The organism is Bacillus sp. FSL L8-0152 (assembly GCF_038006365.1).
Taxonomy (GTDB): domain Bacteria; phylum Bacillota; class Bacilli; order Bacillales; family Bacillaceae_G; genus Bacillus_A; species Bacillus_A cereus.
In genome coordinates this window covers 3,282,506-3,301,491 of record NZ_JBBOVB010000001.1, presented here as the reverse complement: position 1 = coordinate 3,301,491, position 18,986 = coordinate 3,282,506, and the positions used below count along the sequence as shown (strand labels likewise).

The window sequence follows — 18,986 nt, the reverse complement described above, 5'->3', positions numbered from 1 at the left end:
AGTATAGTGTATTTAGATGAATAGTGATTAACCGGACTATTTAGTATCTACTAAATAAAAAACAGGACCTGATATTCATCTATCAGGTCCTGTTTCACATAGACATTATACATGGATATTTTCCACACATTATCAATGTTTGTAATATAGTTAGCCTTGTGGGTCAGCGATAAAATCAGATATTATTTTTTCAATATCGAAAGGAGTAATCCCTTTATCCAAAGAAAAAATGCTTTCTGCTTCTTCGATTTCTTGAACGAGTTCACCTCTAGCTTCAATATGTAATCGGAACAAGTCATATAAATTCGGTTTAACTAAATTAGTTAAAGCCTTTCCAACTAGTATCATACCTTTTTGATTAGCCTCGATGGTATTATCATAAGTTAGATCTCTTGTAAGAGACAAATCTGTCCAAATCAATTTTCGTTCCTTTAAGTCTAAAATAACTGGAATAGAGATTTGGGTGTCGGCAGTAATATCCACTTTATCTTGAACAGTAGAAGGTTCAAATACTTCACCTGAACCAGGATATTGACGAACCATCCAACCAGTAAAGCATTCTGGTAAATCTTTATATGGTTGGTCTGTGTAAGAAAGCAAAGTCATAACTACATAGCGTCCACCATATTTCAGCACAGACGGAATATCGAAATCAATGAATTCAGATGCTCCCTTTGGTGCAGAAGTAATATCTCCGCTATGGTAGGCTTTGAAATTTTTGAACGTAAGTTCGTGAAGGATACATGTTCTTTGTATTGCCAATCTTCGTCGTACATTGCAGCAGACAAATCAATGTCAACGCGTCCTGTATGTTGTCCATTCACATAGCCTTCTTTCCACCATAGGAAAAAACGAATCGTATCTCCTTCTGGCAAATCTACTTTACTTCCTCGAGATAATGTGCGAAGCGCTTTGCTGGCTGAACGTTGAGAGAAGGGAACTAAGTGATTTTTTAACTGTTCATCCAAAAATACTTTTCCAAGACTTGGAAGTTCCGTGAAGCGATTTTTTAAAGTATCTTCACACATTTTTACAATCATTAAACAAATATCCTCTGAGATAAATGGAAGTGTATTTTCAATACCTATAGCTTTTGCTACATTTCCCTTTGGAAAAAAGGTACGAAATTCATTTTTATCATTTCGATGCTTAAAATGAGCCGTGAGTTGAAGTAATACAGGAGTAGAAACGTTTCCTATTATACTTAGAAAATCTTCGAGAATATTGAAAACATCTGTTGACTTATTACTACATAAACGGATTAAATGATCCAAGCGTCTGGCAAATTCCCCCGGGCGAGTTTTTAAAAGATTTTTCGCTGTCATGATATCACGATTCAACAAAGCTGCTTCTATTTTTCCATTAAATGTTTCAACTTTAATGTTGTTGCGAAGCATCTCAAATGCTCGGTGGTTTTTTGGGAAACGAGTATGATATTCTGCTGGATGAAGAATTTCACCTAAACGAATCCAACGTTTTTTGTATCGAATCATATCTTCGGTAATGTTTCCGCATTGCTCTAACAATCCTAAAAGGAAGCGTCTTTCTGCTCGGTTAAACTTCTTGAATCGAACGGAGGATGCTAAACTCACATCACCTTCAGATAAAGCAACTGCAAGGCGAAGAACATCAGTTGCTGTTTTAAAATACTTTGCAGCAGCATCGGCTGATATTTTTCTGTTTATTAATAAAACCCCAATTATAAAAGACATATTTTCCTTATGAGGAATTACATTAGGTAGAAAACAGGAAACATCTTCAGTGTGTGTAATAGCCCATTCTACATCTGTCTTATCAGTTGAGGAAATAGAGCTGTTTGCACTAATCAATTGAGAAATCATTTGATTGAAATCTTCTTCACTTCCTAAGTCAATAACTTTCAAATCAACGCTATCTAAAAGAGGAAGTCGTTCTTCTACTTTTGATACAGGTAGGCACGACGTCACATAATGAATAACGGCATTGATGTATAAATCAGCGTCACTTAAATCCATCATTTGTTGCGGAAAGTTTGGATACATAGGAGTAAACTGAATATGTGCACCAACCATTTCTTTTAAATGTTTTACCAACTCTTTGTAAAACGATGTGAATGCATCAACCGAAAGTGTTTGCAACTCTTCTATTAAAGGCTCGGAAAAAGTAAATCCTAAACTTTCCAAGTTTTTTAAAACAGTGGCTAAATACATGTTCGGTAGTTTATTTTCTTCTCTTTTTATAATTACTTTCAAACTTCTTCTTATGTAAATAGAATTTTTCATGAGAACGCCAGCTATTCACTCCTTATAAAAGAGGGGGAATAGTCCGACTGTCCTCCTTTCAGTGGTAGATTTTTATTTTTACATGCATAAAGACACTAATTGTAGAGAAATGCACAGAGGATACATAGTTATTTTTTAGTGAAAAATTAGAGGTATAACATTTAGTTGTTAAGTGGTAATTTGTTAATTAAGAAAAGAAAACCTCTACATCAATGGTTGATAAACTAAAGTTTATTCAATCCCAAAGAAGAAAGAGGTTTTATAGTCTAATTATTTTCATAGGAAATTGACAACTCTAAAACAATTTGAAATTTCTACAAAGAAGGAAGAATTGTCATAGCCTATGTGTTTAGCAGGAAAGTAACATCCCTATTTCGCCAAAGAAGTTAGAAGGAAGGAACGTCATAGCCTGCTTTATTAGTATATTCTCATGCGAAGAGCAATTCAAGTATACTGTCTGATTTTTTATATTTTTCTTAAAGGGGAATTTTCATTTTTGATATATTATGGAATGGAGTTGAATGAGTATTATAAATACAAAAGGTGAAATTAAAAAAACAAAAAGAAAAGTATTACTAACTATACTTACTATGTTAGTAATTATAATTGGATTTGGATATTGGAAACTTTTTAGTTTGCAAGGTGTTCCAAAAGGGGAATTAATTCGAACAGTGAAATCTCCAGATGGAAAATATCTCATCAAGATTTATTTTCATAATGCAGGATCATTAAGTGCGGATGCTGTTAGGGGTGAATTAGTTAACCTTGATACAGATTCAGAGAAAAATATATATTGGAATTATCCAGATACCGATCCATATATTGAATGGGTAAATAAGAATATTGTTAGAATTGGAGATCAAACTTTATATTTTTCGCAGAAAGAAACCTATGATTAGCGTGATGATGATAAGCACGTTAAAGAAATGCCTAAACAGTTTATTAGATAAAACAAGAAAATTTAAATGTATTTAATCTTATTTGTTTAACTATAGATAGTATTATATGAGTGAAAAAGTCCATTTAAATCTTCTAAATGGACTTTTTTAGGTTTCTAGATACGACTACTGATAAAAATGGAACAAACTTGTTACTTAGGTTGTCTATTAAGTATACGTATAAAACAGGTGTTCATGATAGTTCAATCATTTTATGAAAAGTGAGATGCAAGAAGAGTGATATCCGATACACTCTTTAATTGTATCGATATGTATAACACCTAGAAAAACTATATATTCTTGAAAGAGGTTGAAAATGTATGATAGTCTTAAACAAGTTTTTTAACATTTTACATTACAAAAAGATGGTACCTGTAGTATTTCTTTCATGTGCAACGCTTATAGGCTGTTCCGATGGTAATACTCAATCTGAATTACCTAAACAAACAAAACAAACAAATCAAACCAAACAAGAAACTACTGGTAATGATTCTTTTGCTAAACTTGAAAAAGAATTTGATGCTAAACTCGGTATTTATGCATTGGACACTGATACGAATCAAACCGTTACGTATCAATCAGATAAACGGTTTGCATACGCATCTACCCACAAAGCTTTAGCTGTGGGAGTACTTTTACAAAAGAAATCAATAGAAGATCTAAATCAAAGAGTTTTGTATACTCGTGAAGATCTTGTTAATTACAATCCAATTACAGAAAAGTATGTTGATAGGGGTATGACTCTGAAAGAGCTTGCAGATGCTTCCCTTCGATATAGTGATAATACTGCGCAAAATCTTATTCTTAAACAATTAGGTGGACCTAGTGAATTCAAAAAATCACTGAGAGAAATAGGAGATACCGTTACAAATCCTGAACGTTTTGAACCAGAGTTAAACGAAGTGCATCCAGGAGACGTACATGATACTAGTACCCCAAAGGCATTAGCTACTAATCTTCAGTCTTTTGCGCTAGGAGATGTACTTTCAACTGAGAAACGGGATTTATTAATAGATTGGATGAAAAGGAATACTACGGGAGACAACTTAATTCGTGCTGGAGTTCCAGGAGGATGGGAAGTAGCTGATAAGACGGGATCGGGATCTTATGGAACCAGAAATGATATCGCAATTATTTGGCCACCAAATAAAAAGCCAATTGTTCTTGCGATACTTTCTAATCATGATAAAGAGGATGCTAAATACGATGATAAGCTTATTGCAGAAGCAACCAAAATAGCGCTGGGTGTCTTAAAAGCTAAAAATAAATAATAATAGTATTAGTTATTGAAATTTTCCTGTTTTTCCGTCACAATACTGTGACGGTCTTTTTGTGTATTTTACAAAAGATCGTCTTAAGTAAAGAAAGAAGATAGAAACCATCTCTATTAAGTTTATTAACTAAGTAACAACAAATATATGCTTTATTGAATACTTATTGCATTTAATGTGGAGGAATAAAATGGAGTCGAAAATTCTTATTGTTGATGATGATAAAGAGATTAGAAATCTTATCTCGGTATATCTGGAAAATGAAGGCCTAAAAACTCAAAAGGCAGAAGATGCTATACAAGCTTTACAACTGTTAGAAGAAAAGGACTTTGATTTGATTATTTTAGATATTATGATGCCGAATATGGATGGCATTGAAGCATGTATGAAAATTAGGGAAGATCGCAATATGCCTATCATTATGCTATCTGCAAAATCTGAGGATATAGACAAAATTCAGGGCCTAGCCTCTGGTGCAGACGATTATTTATCAAAACCGTTTAACCCACTAGAATTAATTGCTAGGGTAAAATCCCAATTAAGAAGGTTTAAAAAATACAATACGTCCATAGAACATAATAAAAGTATTCTAGAAATTGGTGACTTAACCGTGAATACAGATACTCGTCAAGTATGGATAAGGGGAAAAGAAACAAGGTTAACTCCAAAAGAGTTTGCTATTCTCGAACTACTCGCCCGCAACAAAGGGATTGTCCTGAGTGTAGCAAAAATATATGAAGCAGTTTGGAAAGAGGTTTTTTATAAATCAGATAATACCGTTATGGTGCATATTACAAAAATAAGAGACAAAATTGAAGAAGATTCTAAACATCCCATTTATATTAAAACTGTTTGGGGAATTGGGTATAAAATATGAAAAATATTAGTTTCAGAAATAAGATCATTACAAAACTTCTTGGTGCTGTTGCAATTAGTTTTTTTATTTCATTTGGTTTAACAATCCTCATTTTGGTATACGTCATAGATCCATTATTTGTAAAACACGAAGAATTTGGTATGTTTGAAGGCAATTTGGCATTGTTTTTCTTATTCGCGTTCGCAATCTTTACCTTTATCATACTTTTTTTGATATTGGTTCGAAAGAAAATAGTATATTTGAAGCTCATTTCGGATAATGTAAATGATATTGCCAATGGAAAACTGGGTTTGACAATTGGGATTAAGGGGAAGGACGAATTGACCCAACTTGCTCAAAATATCAACTATATGTCCAAGGAATTGGAAAATACATTTGAACAAGAAAGACGATTAGAACGTACAAAAAATGAACTTATAACGAACGTATCTCATGATTTACGTACACCGTTAACATCTATTATTGGCTATATAGATTTATTAAAACGAGGGCAATACAATAGTAAAACACAATTACAGGAATACCTTGAAACCACGTATTCAAAGGCACAGAGACTGAAATATTTAATTGATGAGCTGTTTGAATATACTCGTTTATCAGGCGTAGATGCTAAGTTAAATCTTAATGAAGTTGATTTATCAGGTTTGTTGGAGCAAATAGTTGGAGAATACATTCCTATATTTGAAAAGGAACGCTTAATCGTTCAAAAATCAATTACACAAGAAACAATACCTATTTTCATAGATGCAGAAAAAATGGTACGTGTATATGAAAATCTGTTTATGAATGCGATAAAGTACAGCATGAAACCATCCGAATTATCTATATGTCTTGAACTAATAGGTAACAAGGCAATTTTGAAAGTATCAAATAAAGTCGAGAAACCGCCTGTTAGCGATCCGAATAAATTGTTTGAAAGGTTTTTCAGGGGTGATAAGGCAAGAAAAAATGATCAAGGAAATGGACTGGGGCTTGCTATTTCAAAAAGAATTGTTGAACTTCATCATGGTAATATACATGCAGAATATAAAGAAGGTTGGATATCCTTTATTGTTGAACATCCAATCGAATAGATTGGCTTATGGAATTACAGGTTCCATAAGCTTTTTTTTTATAAACCTTAAGAATTCTTAAGGTTTTTTCAGGGTGTTTCCTAATTTTTATAGTTTATCATGTATGTATTCAAAGCGATGAGGTGAGTGGAGAAATTAAAATAAAATTTTCTTTACAGCTTCCAAGTGGATACATCGTGACAGCCTTATGGAAAAGGTAGATGCAACATGACTATTTTGTTAGTAGCAAATATGAATAGCAACTTATTTTAAAGAAATGAAAAAACAAACGTAGGAGGATATATATGACGAAACCAGTTGTAGACGTGAAAAACGTCCAAAAAGTTTACGGTAAAAAAGGTGAGAACCAATCACACGCGTTAAAAGGTGTTTCATTCTCAATTCATGAGGGGGAGTTTGTCGGAATTATGGGGCCATCTGGTTCTGGTAAAACAACATTATTAAATGTAATTTCAACGTTAGATAAAGCGACAGGCGGTGTTGTTGAAATTGCGGGTACGGATATTACGAAAATGAAGCAAGGTGAGCTTTCTGATTTCCGTTCGCAAAAATTAGGATTCATTTTCCAAGACTTTAACTTATTAGAAAATTTATCTATTTACGAAAATATTGCACTTCCACTTTCACTTCAGGGTGTCCCATCACGAAATATTGGACAGAAAGTAGAAAAGGTAGCTGATATGTTAGGAATTTCAGCAATCCTTCAAAAGTATCCATCTGAAGTATCTGGTGGACAAAAACAGCGTTCAGCAGCAGCACGTGCGTTAGTGCATGAGCCAGCAATTATTTTAGGGGACGAGCCAACAGGAGCGCTTGATTCTAAAAATGCAACAAGTTTACTGGATGCGATGACAAACTTAAATAAAGAACAAGGTGTATCCATTATGATGGTGACGCATGATCCTTACAGCGCAAGTTACTGTCAGCGTATTTTATTCATTCAAGATGGTGAGTTATATAAAGAAATTCATCGCGGTGGTACCCGTGAAGAATTCTATAAAGAAATTTTAGACGTGCTTGCAAACTTAGGCACACAAAAAGCGTAAGGAAGGAAGTTCAATCATGTTATTTAAACTTTCTATGTCAGGCCTAAAAAGTAAGTTGCAAGATTACATTGTTTTACTTGTTGGTCTTATTGTCTCTATTTCAACTTTTTATATGTTTCAAACGCTAGCATCCAATAAAACGTTCCTTGAATCTAATTCTTCTATTAGGGATATTGTGGCTGTCTTTAAAATTGGTTCCTTTTTGTTAGCGGTTATCACATTTTTCTATATTTTATATGCAAACTCTTTCTTATCAGCTCTTCGTCAAAAAGAATTTGGTATGTATATGATGTTAGGAGCAAAAAAGCATAAAGTTACATTACTTATGTTTATCGAAACAATCGTATTAGGCGCTGTGTCTCTTGCGATTGGAATTACAATTGGTGTAGGACTTGCAGAAGGTATCGGTCAACTATTAATGAAACAACTCGAGTTTGCTGGTGAAGGTTATAAAGCATTTTATCTACCATCAATAACTATTACTTGCGTCTACTTCTTTGTACTATTTATATTATCAGCAATTATGAATAGTATTAAATTATCGCGTATTTCTGTACTGCAACTTGTACATGCAGATGCACAAACTGAACGTGTCGCCGTAAAAGGAAAAATGACCGTTGTAGTTGCATTCCTTGGTATTCTTTTATTGGGTATTGGTTATGCATCATTGATTTATATGTCATATGTAAATCCGCTAATTGCTTTGGGATTAATGGCCGTTGGATTAATCACAGCAACCGTTGGTACTTACCTTATATTTGGATCACTTCTCCCAGTTATGATTAACAAGCTAAAGAGTAATAAAAAACATAGTGAAAAAGGCTTAAATGCTTTTACTTTTGCACAATTAAATTTCCGCATTAATGGTCTAACAAATGTGCTTGCAACAGTAGCAATCTTAGTGGCTCTTGGTGCTGGTGGAATTGCTTGTGGTATGGCATTTAAAAACAACATCCTAAAAACGACAGATCAAATGCGAATTTACGATTCAGTCATTCATAATCCAACAGCGGAAGAAAAGAAAATTTTGGGTGGTATCTTATTTCAAGAAAAACATGAATATCATTACAAAGTTGATGATAGGTATGTTTATTATCTTAAAGAAGATGTAGAAAAAAATCGTCCTTTCTTGCAAGGTATGAAAATAGAGAAAGTTTCAGAGGAAATACCCATTGGTGCATTTTCAATAAAACGGGTTCAAGGAGAGACGAACACAAAACAATGGATCCAGGCTTTCAGAACGATCCAGCCAGATTATATGTATCCTGATTATGAAATGAAAATTGTAGATCAAAACATATACGATGGTATGAAGGGTAAAGAAAGTACTGTGTTTATGGGGAGAACAGATGATTTTGGATCATACATAAAAGAATGGAAAAAACTTGATGAATTACAGATGGCAAAATATAAAAATGTGAGAGCGGAAGAATTGGATAGTAAGTATCAAGCGTATATTGTGAGTCATAATTTTGCCAGCGGACTAATATTTATGGGTTTTTTCGTTGGAGTTGCATTTTTAGCAATGATGGCAAGCTGCTTAATGTTTAAAATTCTATCCGGTGCATCCAAAGATAGTACACGTTATCAAATGCTTCGTAAAATCGGTGTTCGCAGGGAGTTATTAATACAATCGATTTATAAAGAGTTATTCTTCGTATTTTTAGTCCCAGCAATTGTGGGTATTGTTCACGTATTAGTTGGTATAAACATGTTCAGCGTTCTTTTGGCTGATCCGTACTTTCGTATTTGGCTACCAATTATTATTTTCGTAGTGATTTACTCGATTTACTACTTGATTACAGTTCAATTGTATAAAAGAATTGTACTTCCGAAAGAAAAATAGTTTTACAAAACATACAAAATGTTAAACTCAAAAAAACCAGTGATATCCTACACATGTACTAGTATCACTGGTTTTTTATATGGAAATTTGATGGTCAATTTGACAAATTATAAAAAATTACAAGCTCAGTTTTACATTTTTCCAACGATATTTTTGTGAAATTATCTTTCTTTTCCCTCTGTTTGATTGGCTTGGAACTCCATTTTTAACGCAATACTATCCCCTTGGAACACGTTCTGATCTGTGCCGTTGTCTTCAAATACAAACTTTATCCAAAACCAATCCATTTTCCCAGGTTTTAACCCCCCTGTTTCATTCCACTTAGAATGAAATACTTTTTTGGAGACAATCTCTGAACTTTGTGATTTTAGTTCTGCAAGGGTTGTCTCGTATGCAGGGCTTTTTGCAGGATCCCAATCCCAAAGAAATTGTACTTTAATATGTTTACCGAAATCTTCTGTAGTATTATTTTGTTTTAAGTCGTTTACAGTATAGTCTATTTTCATCATGATATCTTTAATATCTAAGGAACCACTATTTTTTAAATTGAATTTTTTTAATATTTTGTCCCCAGGTTTTAAATTTTCTAAGTTAAGTGAAGTAGTTGGTTGCATAGCTAAATCCAATGTACCTGCAGCAAATGTATTATTTGTCACAACTTGATCGCTAAAATATGCATATGTTCCCCCACCAATTAAAGACATACCAAGAGCGGCTGAAACCACTCCAACACCTAATTTCTTTTTCAATGACATTTTTTGTTCCTCCCATATCATTTTTACAATTTTTCTCCCTAATTAACTAAAACGCTCCCCTTAATACAGGTATAGCATCAATTGTAAGAATTTTGTATTGAAATAAGAATATTACTTATTGAGAAAATTATGTTGTTATCTGTTTTCTATAAATTAAACGTACTCAAAATAGAAAGTTTGAATCCGGAATTTACTTAAAGTTAAAGGGCAATGGATGTACCTGTAACGTACTGTTGATTCGGAAGGAAACACAATCGATTTTTGTCTAAACAAAACAAGAGATGAAAAGGCTGCAAAGCGCTGCGGCCTTTTCATGTTTCAAAGCCACGTGTAATAACAGTCGATAAGAATCCGGCTTATTCTATAGCAATTGGGTAGTTGAAAAAAGAAAAAGGCATACCTGATAGTAAGCAACTTAGACAACAAAATTACTTGAATCATATAGTAGATGGACTTGTAACATAGAATACGATTCCGTTAGGAATATATATGTTTTATTCTCTTTTACTTTGTTTTTGCACCAGAACCAAAATACAAAGGGAGCAAGAAGAGCTACGTAACCGTCAAGAGAAAATAAAGAAAGAGACAGAAGAACGACAATATATTCAAATACAGAAAGCGTAGCTATATAGAAAAAAGCGCTATGGAACAAATGAAACTTGTATCATGTCTATATATTGAAACCATATTAAAAGTGAGGGCAGTTTTATGTTTATTCAAATAAGTTTGAGGTGTGGAAATGGAACAGAAGTTTACTGGAAAATGTAATCATGACGAGCTCGACTATGTTATTAAAGACTATTGGCAAGATGTATGGAATTATTCATTTATTATTACAAAAGATCCACACTTATCAGATGATATCACACAAGATGTCTTTATAAAGGTTTTTAAACATTGGCATTCGTTTCGAAAGGATTCATCCATTAAAACGTGGATATTAAAAATCACAAGAAATACAGCCATAAACTATTTAAAATCATCCTATTTTAAAAGGATATCTTTAGTGGGATTTTTTAGTGACGACAAGCAGTCTTCTTCGGCAGAACAACAGTTTTTTAAGCAAGAGGAACTAAATGAAGTGTGGGATGTTGTATTAAAACTACCTAAAAAACACCGTGAAATACTAATATTAGACGCAAAATATGAATTATCTTATGAAGAAATGGCTGAAACATTAGGTGTGTCAATTGGAACAATCAAATCTAGATTAAGTAGAGCGAGAAGTAAAGTTTCAAAACTAATAGGGGAGGGAAGAAGTGATGAACAGTAAAAAAAATCCTGACTGGTATAGTAAATTGAAAAAAGGACCAATGGAGCATCGGAAAGATGAAGAAGAATATATTGATAAAATAAAGCAATCGGTATATCAAAATAGTGAAGTAGATTCTGTAGCATATAAGAGACCATTTCGAAAAAAAGCATTGCCTGTTGTAGTTGTTTTGGTTTGTACAATGTTATTTTTCATTGTTCAACAACCTTGGCTTGATGATAATAAATCACCGGTACAAAGTAGTACTCAAATTGATCCGAAAACAAAAGATGAGTCTGCTCAAGATCCATCATTAAAACAATTTATGAATGAACTATATCAAAGTACGAACTCAAAAAATGAAAATGACTTGTACAAAGCGTTAAATGATGAAGTTCTATTTAAAGGGAAGAGTTATAAGAAGGATGAACTGAAGTTTGATGAAGATATTTTTCATGAGTTGCAAGTCGCCCTTACAATGGGGGGAGAGTTTGCAAATGATACAAAGAAAGTATATAAAGTACCAAGTGGAATGACAGAAAGTAACCAATCAAAGCGAGACCATTATATATATGTAACTGTTACTGGAAATAAAACGAAAATTTTAGCTGAACCAAAACGAGAATCACAAATTTTATATGAAGTATCTAATGAAATTGTAAAAGCTTGGATTCCAGAAAAAGTGCAGAATGATGAATATATGAAAATATCGACATTTAACGGTAATACTGGGTATGTACAAAAAGAGTATGTTTTAACGGATATTAAATATTCATTTGTGTTCGAAAAGGATCATGAAGGTATGTGGAAAATAATAAATATAGATTCTATATGGTAAAAGAGGAAGGTTTACTTTAATGAACCTTCCTCTTTGTTTTTATTTTCTTATTGAAGTGTATGCCAGAACTCTAAAACTTCTGCTGTAACGAGAGCGGCAATGTTTTTTTCTGAATTACTACCAGGAATAACGACAGAAATGGCGATTTGTGGATTTTCGGTAGGAGCATATGAAATGAAAAGAGAATGATTTATCATTCTTTCTTGCTCATTCGGAGAACCTGTACTACCCGTTTTACCTGCGACATGAAAGGGTAAATTTTTAATCTCCTCTATATTCTGACTCATTCCACCTTGCAAGACACTCCAAAATTCCATAGGATAACGATTTGAACTTTCTAAAATGGGTTTAAACTTTTTTGTTTCCTTACCGTCCTGACAAATAATCGCACTTACAATTTGAGGTTTATATTTGTCGCCTTTACTTGCCAAAGTTGCTGCATATTGAGCGAGTTGAAGGGGGGTATGCACTTCGTTTTCTCCCCAAGAGGCATTTAATAAAGCGGAGATTCCCTTTTCAAACGTATTAGATGGATGAAATTCATATTGCCCGTATTCTTCAAAGGGTAAATCAATCCCGGTTTTAGAACGTAGGCCGAATTGCATTAAATAATCTGTCCATATATGTGCCACCTTTTCTATATTCCCATTATTTTGGTTGAATAAGGGCAGAGCTACTTTTGCTGTCATAAATGTGTTAGATGAATTAATAATAGCCTGCCTTGGTGTAATCTCACCTGTTGGCGTTCCAGGTGCATTCGAAATGTTATTTTGATTATCATACTGAAAGGTACCCTTATCTAAATAAGTATCTTCAGGTTGAAAAAGCTTTTCGCTTAATCCAATTAAAATAGTAAGTGGCTTTATAGTAGAGGACATATTTACATAAGATTCACCATACTTTAATTTTTGAATTGTTTTATTTTGCGAAAGTGATTTAAAGTTTTCATTTTTAGATGATACGTGTGTATTTGGATTAAATACTGCCGAGTTGGCCATAGTTAAAATTGCGCCAGTTTTTACATCGCTCACTACAGCATAACCAGCTTTAGCATCAGGAATTTTCTTAATTTGAGATCTTAATGCTTCCTCTGTTTTTTGCTGCAATTTAGAGTCTAAGGCTAGCCGGACATCTTTTCCTTTTTGTACGTTTTGAATGTTCCAGAAGAACTTTTTATTACCAATCTTAAAAATAAGAGTTTTTCCTGGTTTTCCTTTTAAATCATTTTCATATTGTAGCTCAATCCCACTTTTTCCAACAAGCATATGCTTTGAATTAAGGTCATTTTCTACATACCCAATTACCTGCGAGCCAATTTCATGTTTAGGATAATATCGAATCCATTCATCTTTAATTATTACATTATTGGGTTTGTTTTTGTTTATGAATGCAAGTTCATTCTCAGTTATATCAGAGTATAACGGTATATCATTCATAGTCTGCTTTTTACAAGATTGTTGTAATTGAGATTTTATGTTCTCTGTAGAAATATCATGTTGAAATTCGCTTGAAAATTGATTAAAAAAAGCTAATGTGTTTGATGTATCTTGTTTCGATAGCTTTTCATCATTAGAAGTGCAATATAGAGACTTAACTTTCTTATTTGTAGCTAGTATTACACCATTTTGATCAAAAATCTTTCCTCTTTCAGCTGAAGAAGTTGCGATAGTAATTGAAATGAAGTTGATTTTTAATAAAATTAGTAAAATCAAACCTACAATAGAAAGAAACGCAAATAATCTCCATCTTTTTGTATGTAACATATAACCCTCCCTTATGTAGCCTACTTCATCTTATATTTAATTGTTTTTTTTGTAAATGTGGAACAACTGTATTGTTTAGGTTGTCTATTAAGTATTACAGCATGAAGAAAGGAATAATTAGTATGAAAAATTACTAATAAGTCTATTTATAATTTTAATATGAGTCATTATACAGTTTAGTATTTCTAATGTAAGCAACAAAAAAATAGAGAGAAAAATAAGAAAGGCGATTTATCAATTACTGGGCTGTATCCTACCCCGAAAACAAAAATTTTATCTCTTGACAGTTATTTATGTAAATTCAGCTCGTATTTTTGAATGACATGACGATTTTATCTTATTCAGCCTTGTTTAAAATTACTTCCCTAACGAATAAATCCTACATCTTTTGCGAGCCTTTGAAGATCCAAAGCTCGATTGTTGTATTAGTAATCACTATATAAAATGCATATGTACAAAATTATATTCATAAAAACAGAGGTGTAAAATGAACATTATTTTCAATTTAATCGCTAGTTATGCGATTCCTACGATACTACTCACACTCTTGTTACTATTTGTATTTGTTTTTAGTTATTTTGTAGTATACAAAAAGATATGTAAAAGAGAAAAAAAACTAACTGTAAAACAAATTATATTGTTTGTTTTAATAACAGGATACTATTCCCTTGCATTATCAGCTACTTCACTTGGTCGTTCAGATGATATGGCCTTTGCAAGAACCATTGATTTTGATGTACTTAGTATTTATAAAAAAGCATGGAATACATTTTCATTTACTTCCTTTTTCCATATCATTGTGAATATAGGTATGCTTTTTCCTTTAGGAATTTTATTCCCTTTATTTAGTAAGGTTTTTCAAAAAACAAAATGGATGTTAATCATCTCAATTATAGCAAGTTTATTGATTGAAATTCTTGAATTTACACTGCAACGAGGAAGTATGGAACTAGCAGATTTACTTCATAATACTTTAGGCATGATGCTAGGATATTCTGTGTTAAACATAGTTCTTATATTTTTGAAAAAAAATGAAACAGATACAAAAATAATTAAATATTTATACCTTCCCATTACAGTAAGTTTCGTCGCACTCGGAATAATAATTTCGTATCAAATAAAGGAATTTGGAAATATGCCTATTGATCCCATTACAAAAAATGATATGTCTCTAGTTACTATAAAAACATCAATAGAGTTAAAAGACGCAGAGAAAAAAATGCCTGTTTACAAATATTACGGTACAAAAAAATCACATGTTCGAGATGTTGAGATTCTTTCTCCAAAGGAAGCATTTCAAAAACTGAAACAAGGAGAATTTGATCCTATAGGATCTTTCAAAGCAGGTGATACATTATTCATCACAAAATATAATATAGATTACTATACTGATACAAAAGGCTTCTCACAGCCTATATATGTTTTTGAAGTTCAGTTAAATGATAGGGATAGTTGGTTTCAACCTATTTCCGCAAAGAAATAACGTAAATTTGGTTTAATTGCCAAGCTATTTAAGAAATAAACAGAGACCTGAATGTATGAAGAAATATTATGAAGGGCATGAGGATTGGTATGAAAATAAGACGGAAGCAGTTAAGCAACGATATGAGTGGTTAGAAGAAACTTGCCGACTTGAAATGAAATCGTTTAAAGAATTGCAATATAAACGAATTACTGGAACGGATGGAGAAAAAAGATTCATTAATGACATTGATGATTATTTTAAACATTATAGTATAGAAACTTATGATATGGATTGGGTAGAAAAAGAATGTGTAAACGTGACGTTCTTCTTCATTTTAGATGAAGCTAAACAGTATCAAAAATATTATCCTCATAATCTTGGGAAATCAAGAGTATCTTGTACAGCTCTCCTTATACCTAATTATAAATGTTTATGTTCAATCTTAGATTTCCTGCTTGGAGGAATAAAATGATCTTGAACAAAGTTTATATAAATAATCCTACAAACCATTGCAATATAAAATACTGCACAAAAGAAGATTAAAATGTATTTAAATGTCTTGTTTATATTGGTACCTTCCTAAAAGGAACTAATTTGGATTTTAATATTGTATGTAAAAAGGAAAGGATAGTTGAACAGGAGAGTATACCTGTTTACATCTATCCTTTTTTACAACAATATGACCACATTTACTACTACAACAAATTTTCATATAGTTATTGAACTATTTTTTGAATAACTAAATTAACCTTTTCGTTAACTTTAATTACGAATAAATGGTCCCCTTCACCTTCAATTGGATCAACTACATCTTCATTAAAAGATTCAGCATGTTGTCTACCATGTCTATTAAACTAACAGTTTTTATTTTCCCTAATTCTTTTCCATACCTAAGGTACCCAAAAGTCCACTGGATTCCCGAGGCTACTATCCACATTTGTGTCTCTAAAAAGACTTTTTGTGCCACTAGACGTAACTGTAGATTCCTGAACAAGAAAAATCATGAAAATACACACAAAGTTAGATTATCATCCATTACATTACTGTTTTGCTTCGTTCGAATAGAAAAACTCGGAAGAACGCCACTTGTTCGATATCTCCTCAATGTGATAAGGTGTCGTTCTGCAGCATCCGCCTATTAAACGTGCACCTGCTTGGTACCATTCTTCAGATTGAATATCCAACGTGTTACATTGTTCATGACCATGCCATGTTTTTGTTTCTGGATTATAAGTTTCACCAGAGTTTGGATAAACAATAATTGGTTTTTTTGTGTTTGCCCGTAACTCTTGGATTGCACCAGTCACAACAGTTACGGGTGCACAATTGATGCCTATCGCTACAATTTGTTCACTTTTCTCAAAAACTCGTGCACACTCCACTAGTTTCATACCTTCACTAATCTCTTTCTCATTTTTTAGCGAAAAGGAAAGCCACGCATATGTTTCTGGAAACTCACGCAATAATGTATCTAATACTCTTGCTTCTTGCAGGCAAGGGATCGTTTCAAATGCCAATAGATCTGCACCTGCTTCGATTAACGCAGACATTCTCGAACGGTGAAAGTCTGCTAATGTTTTATCTGTCACAACATAGTTACCTACATACTCTGAACCATCTGCAAGGTAAGCTCCGTACGGCCCAACTGATGCAACAACCAATGGTTTAGGCCTATTCGTTTGCGTATTTTCCTTCCAAAAATCATCTCTTGCCTTTCTTGCAAGTAACACCGTTTTCTTAATTAATTCCAAAGCTTCCTGTTCTTGTATTCCACGCGCGGAAAACCCACTAATAGTAGCTTGATAGCTTGCTGTTATGGCACAGTCTGCTCCAGCACGAAAATAGTCCGAATGCACCTGATAAATTAGTTCCGGGTTTTCTAGTAACACACGTGCCGACCAAAGGGGATCGTCCAAATTACATCCATGCGCCTCCAATTCAGTAGCTAATGCTCCGTCAAGAAGCATAATGGAATGTTGGGATAAAATAGCATCAATTGGGTTGATTTTGTTCGACATAATCTACACCCCTCTTTTTTAGATTTTTTGTTAGATAATAACTTCCATAGCAAAACAAAATAAACGGTATGCCGCAATATAAGGCAATTCTCTGTGTTGGATCGAATGCAATTCCAATACACGATGCCAGACAAAGGATAAAAGAAGCAATTGGTACTAATGGATATAGTGGTGTGCGATAAATCAAGTCCTTTTCAGAATTTCCTTCTTTCAAAAATTGTCTGCGAAATAGGAACTGGGAAGCGCTAATACTCATCCAAACTATAACTACTGCTAGACCGGAAATGGAAACAAGTACGATATAGACAGTATCTGGTGCCACAATACTTGAGAGCAAAGCCAAAGCTCCACCCATCATACTGAAAATGACGGCGTTGATTGGAACACCTTGCTTCGTCATTTTCCCAAAAATCGGGGATATCGTATTCTTATTAGCAAGCGACCAAAGCATTCTAGAAGAGGCATAAAGGCCTGAGTTTGCCGCAGATAAAATGGCTGTTAAGATAACGAAATTCATTATGTCAGCTGAATATGGCACCCCAATTCGTTCTAGAACTGCAACAAAAGGGCTCTCTAATACCCCTGCATCGGAAATAGGCAATAACGCAGATAAAACAACAATCGTTCCTACAAAAAAGATGATCAATCTCCACAGAGTAGTTCGAATGGCCTTCGGTATCATTTTTTCTGGGTTCGCTGTTTCTCCAGCTGCAATGCCTATTAATTCTGTTCCCGAAAAAGCAAAATTAACCGCAAGCATGGTCATCATAATGGCCGTAGCACCATGAGGAAATAAACCTCCACTTGTAAAATTAGAAAAGAATGGTGCTGCTTTTGAATGAGTCATTGGAAGAAACCCTAGCATTGCCGCTACTCCTAAAACAATAAAAATCACAATAGCTATAACCTTTATCGATGAAAACCAAAATTCGGATTCGGCGAAAAATTTAACAGTCAGGACATTTAATACAAAGATCAAAATGGCAAAAAGAGCACTCCATACCCAAATATTAACCGATGGAAACCATCGCTTCATAAGTAATCCTGCGGCTGTAAATTCAGACCCTAAAGCAACAGTCCAAGTTAACCAATACAACCAGGCTACTGTATACCCTGTACCAGGTCCAATGTATTTAACTGCATAACTATGAAATGCGCCCGTTTCAGGCATATGTACGGAAAGCTCGCCTAAACATAGCATAACTAGATAAACTACTAGCGCACCAATCAGATAGGATAGAATTGTTCCAAACGGGCCAGCTTGTTGAATAGTGTAACCCGAGCTTAAGAATAAGCCAGTTCCAATCACCCCACCAAGTGATAGCATGACTAAATGACGTGCTTGCATTTTTCTTTGAAATTCTCTCCCATTTTTGTTCTCCATTACTACTCTCCTTTAGTTACTATCCAGAAAAAACAAAAACGCACTCTAAAAAAGAGGGCGTTACTGACAAATAAAAACGGAAGCTCTCATCTATCAGGATTATCACCCGCTGGAATTAGCACAGTGTCTACTTAAGCAGACCTGTTGCTGAGGTTTCATAAGGCCAGTCCCTCCACCTCTCTGGATAAGAAATATTTTT

14 protein-coding genes, 2 pseudogenes and 1 riboswitch are annotated in these 18,986 nt (G+C 33.5%); of the genes and pseudogenes, 11 read left to right on the top strand and 5 right to left on the bottom strand.

Annotation, left to right across the window (positions count from 1 at the left end):
• Positions 1–150: 150 nt before the first annotated feature.
• Positions 151–2,261, bottom strand: a pseudogene (locus tag MHH27_RS16525) (TerD family protein).
• Positions 2,262–2,782: 521 nt separating this feature from the next.
• Between MHH27_RS16525 and MHH27_RS16520 the strand changes: the two are divergent.
• The 6 genes from MHH27_RS16520 to MHH27_RS16495 all read left to right on the top strand — a co-directional run bounded on the left by MHH27_RS16520 (position 2,783) and on the right by MHH27_RS16495 (position 9,312).
• Positions 2,783–3,160 (top strand): DUF5412 domain-containing protein, encoded by a 378-nt coding sequence (locus MHH27_RS16520; protein WP_098566722.1) that lies wholly within the window; start codon positions 2,783–2,785, stop codon positions 3,158–3,160.
• Positions 3,161–3,519: 359 nt separating this feature from the next.
• Positions 3,520–4,470, top strand: coding sequence for a class A beta-lactamase (bla, locus tag MHH27_RS16515; RefSeq protein ID WP_098566721.1), 951 nt, complete (start codon positions 3,520–3,522; stop codon positions 4,468–4,470).
• A 190-nt stretch (positions 4,471–4,660) separates the two neighbouring features.
• Positions 4,661–5,347, top strand: coding sequence for a response regulator transcription factor (locus MHH27_RS16510; RefSeq protein ID WP_065229073.1), 687 nt, complete (start codon positions 4,661–4,663; stop codon positions 5,345–5,347).
• Entirely contained in the window at positions 5,344–6,420 is a 1,077-nt protein-coding gene (locus MHH27_RS16505; protein WP_098235075.1) for a sensor histidine kinase, read from the top strand. The genes MHH27_RS16510 and MHH27_RS16505 overlap by 4 nt, the downstream gene beginning before the upstream one ends.
• 284 nt (positions 6,421–6,704) lie before the next feature.
• Positions 6,705–7,466, top strand: a complete 762-nt coding sequence (locus MHH27_RS16500) for an ABC transporter ATP-binding protein (RefSeq protein ID WP_000165834.1) — start codon at positions 6,705–6,707, stop codon at positions 7,464–7,466.
• Positions 7,467–7,482: 16 nt separating this feature from the next.
• Complete coding sequence (locus tag MHH27_RS16495) at positions 7,483–9,312, top strand: FtsX-like permease family protein (protein ID WP_000897819.1); 1,830 nt, start codon at positions 7,483–7,485, stop codon at positions 9,310–9,312.
• Positions 9,313–9,473: 161 nt separating this feature from the next.
• Here MHH27_RS16495 and MHH27_RS16490 read toward each other — a convergent pair whose 3' ends face one another.
• Positions 9,474–10,067, bottom strand: a complete 594-nt coding sequence (locus tag MHH27_RS16490; protein WP_098566720.1) for a TasA family protein — start codon at positions 10,065–10,067, stop codon at positions 9,474–9,476.
• 193 nt (positions 10,068–10,260) lie between these two features.
• Here MHH27_RS16490 and MHH27_RS16485 point away from each other — a divergent pair.
• The 3 genes and pseudogenes from MHH27_RS16485 to MHH27_RS16475 form a co-directional block, all read left to right on the top strand.
• Positions 10,261–10,517 (top strand): annotated as a pseudogene (locus MHH27_RS16485) (DDE-type integrase/transposase/recombinase); the annotation flags it as partial.
• Positions 10,518–10,806: 289 nt separating this feature from the next.
• The gene (locus MHH27_RS16480) at positions 10,807–11,340 is read left to right on the top strand and encodes an RNA polymerase sigma factor (protein ID WP_025118212.1); all 534 of its coding nucleotides are present in this window, start codon (positions 10,807–10,809) and stop codon (positions 11,338–11,340) included.
• Positions 11,330–12,157 (top strand): anti-sigma factor, encoded by an 828-nt coding sequence (locus MHH27_RS16475; protein WP_098015202.1) that lies wholly within the window; start codon positions 11,330–11,332, stop codon positions 12,155–12,157. The genes MHH27_RS16480 and MHH27_RS16475 overlap by 11 nt, the downstream gene beginning before the upstream one ends.
• 47 nt (positions 12,158–12,204) lie before the next feature.
• Here MHH27_RS16475 and MHH27_RS16470 read toward each other — a convergent pair whose 3' ends face one another.
• Positions 12,205–13,920 (bottom strand): peptidoglycan D,D-transpeptidase FtsI family protein, encoded by a 1,716-nt coding sequence (locus tag MHH27_RS16470; RefSeq protein ID WP_258131446.1) that lies wholly within the window; start codon positions 13,918–13,920, stop codon positions 12,205–12,207.
• Positions 13,921–14,407: 487 nt separating this feature from the next.
• Between MHH27_RS16470 and MHH27_RS16465 the strand changes: the two genes are divergently transcribed.
• Together MHH27_RS16465 and MHH27_RS16460 are read left to right on the top strand one after the other, a co-directional pair.
• Positions 14,408–15,403, top strand: a complete 996-nt coding sequence (locus MHH27_RS16465) for a VanZ family protein (protein WP_098015765.1) — start codon at positions 14,408–14,410, stop codon at positions 15,401–15,403.
• Positions 15,404–15,458: 55 nt separating this feature from the next.
• A complete protein-coding gene (locus MHH27_RS16460) occupies positions 15,459–15,857 on the top strand; it encodes a hypothetical protein (RefSeq protein ID WP_098015764.1) in 399 nt (132 codons plus the stop codon).
• A 568-nt stretch (positions 15,858–16,425) separates the two neighbouring features.
• On the opposite strand, the gene mmuM is transcribed toward MHH27_RS16460, so the two are convergent.
• Together mmuM and mmuP are read right to left on the bottom strand one after the other, a co-directional pair.
• A complete protein-coding gene (gene mmuM, locus MHH27_RS16455; RefSeq protein WP_098015682.1) occupies positions 16,426–17,403 on the bottom strand; it encodes a homocysteine S-methyltransferase in 978 nt (325 codons plus the stop codon).
• Positions 17,378–18,787 (bottom strand): S-methylmethionine permease, encoded by a 1,410-nt coding sequence (mmuP, locus tag MHH27_RS16450; protein ID WP_000428531.1) that lies wholly within the window; start codon positions 18,785–18,787, stop codon positions 17,378–17,380. Before mmuP ends, mmuM begins: the two co-directional genes overlap by 26 nt.
• 83 nt (positions 18,788–18,870) lie before the next feature.
• Positions 18,871–18,978, bottom strand: a riboswitch (SAM riboswitch).
• Between the last annotated feature and the right edge of the window lie 8 nt (positions 18,979–18,986).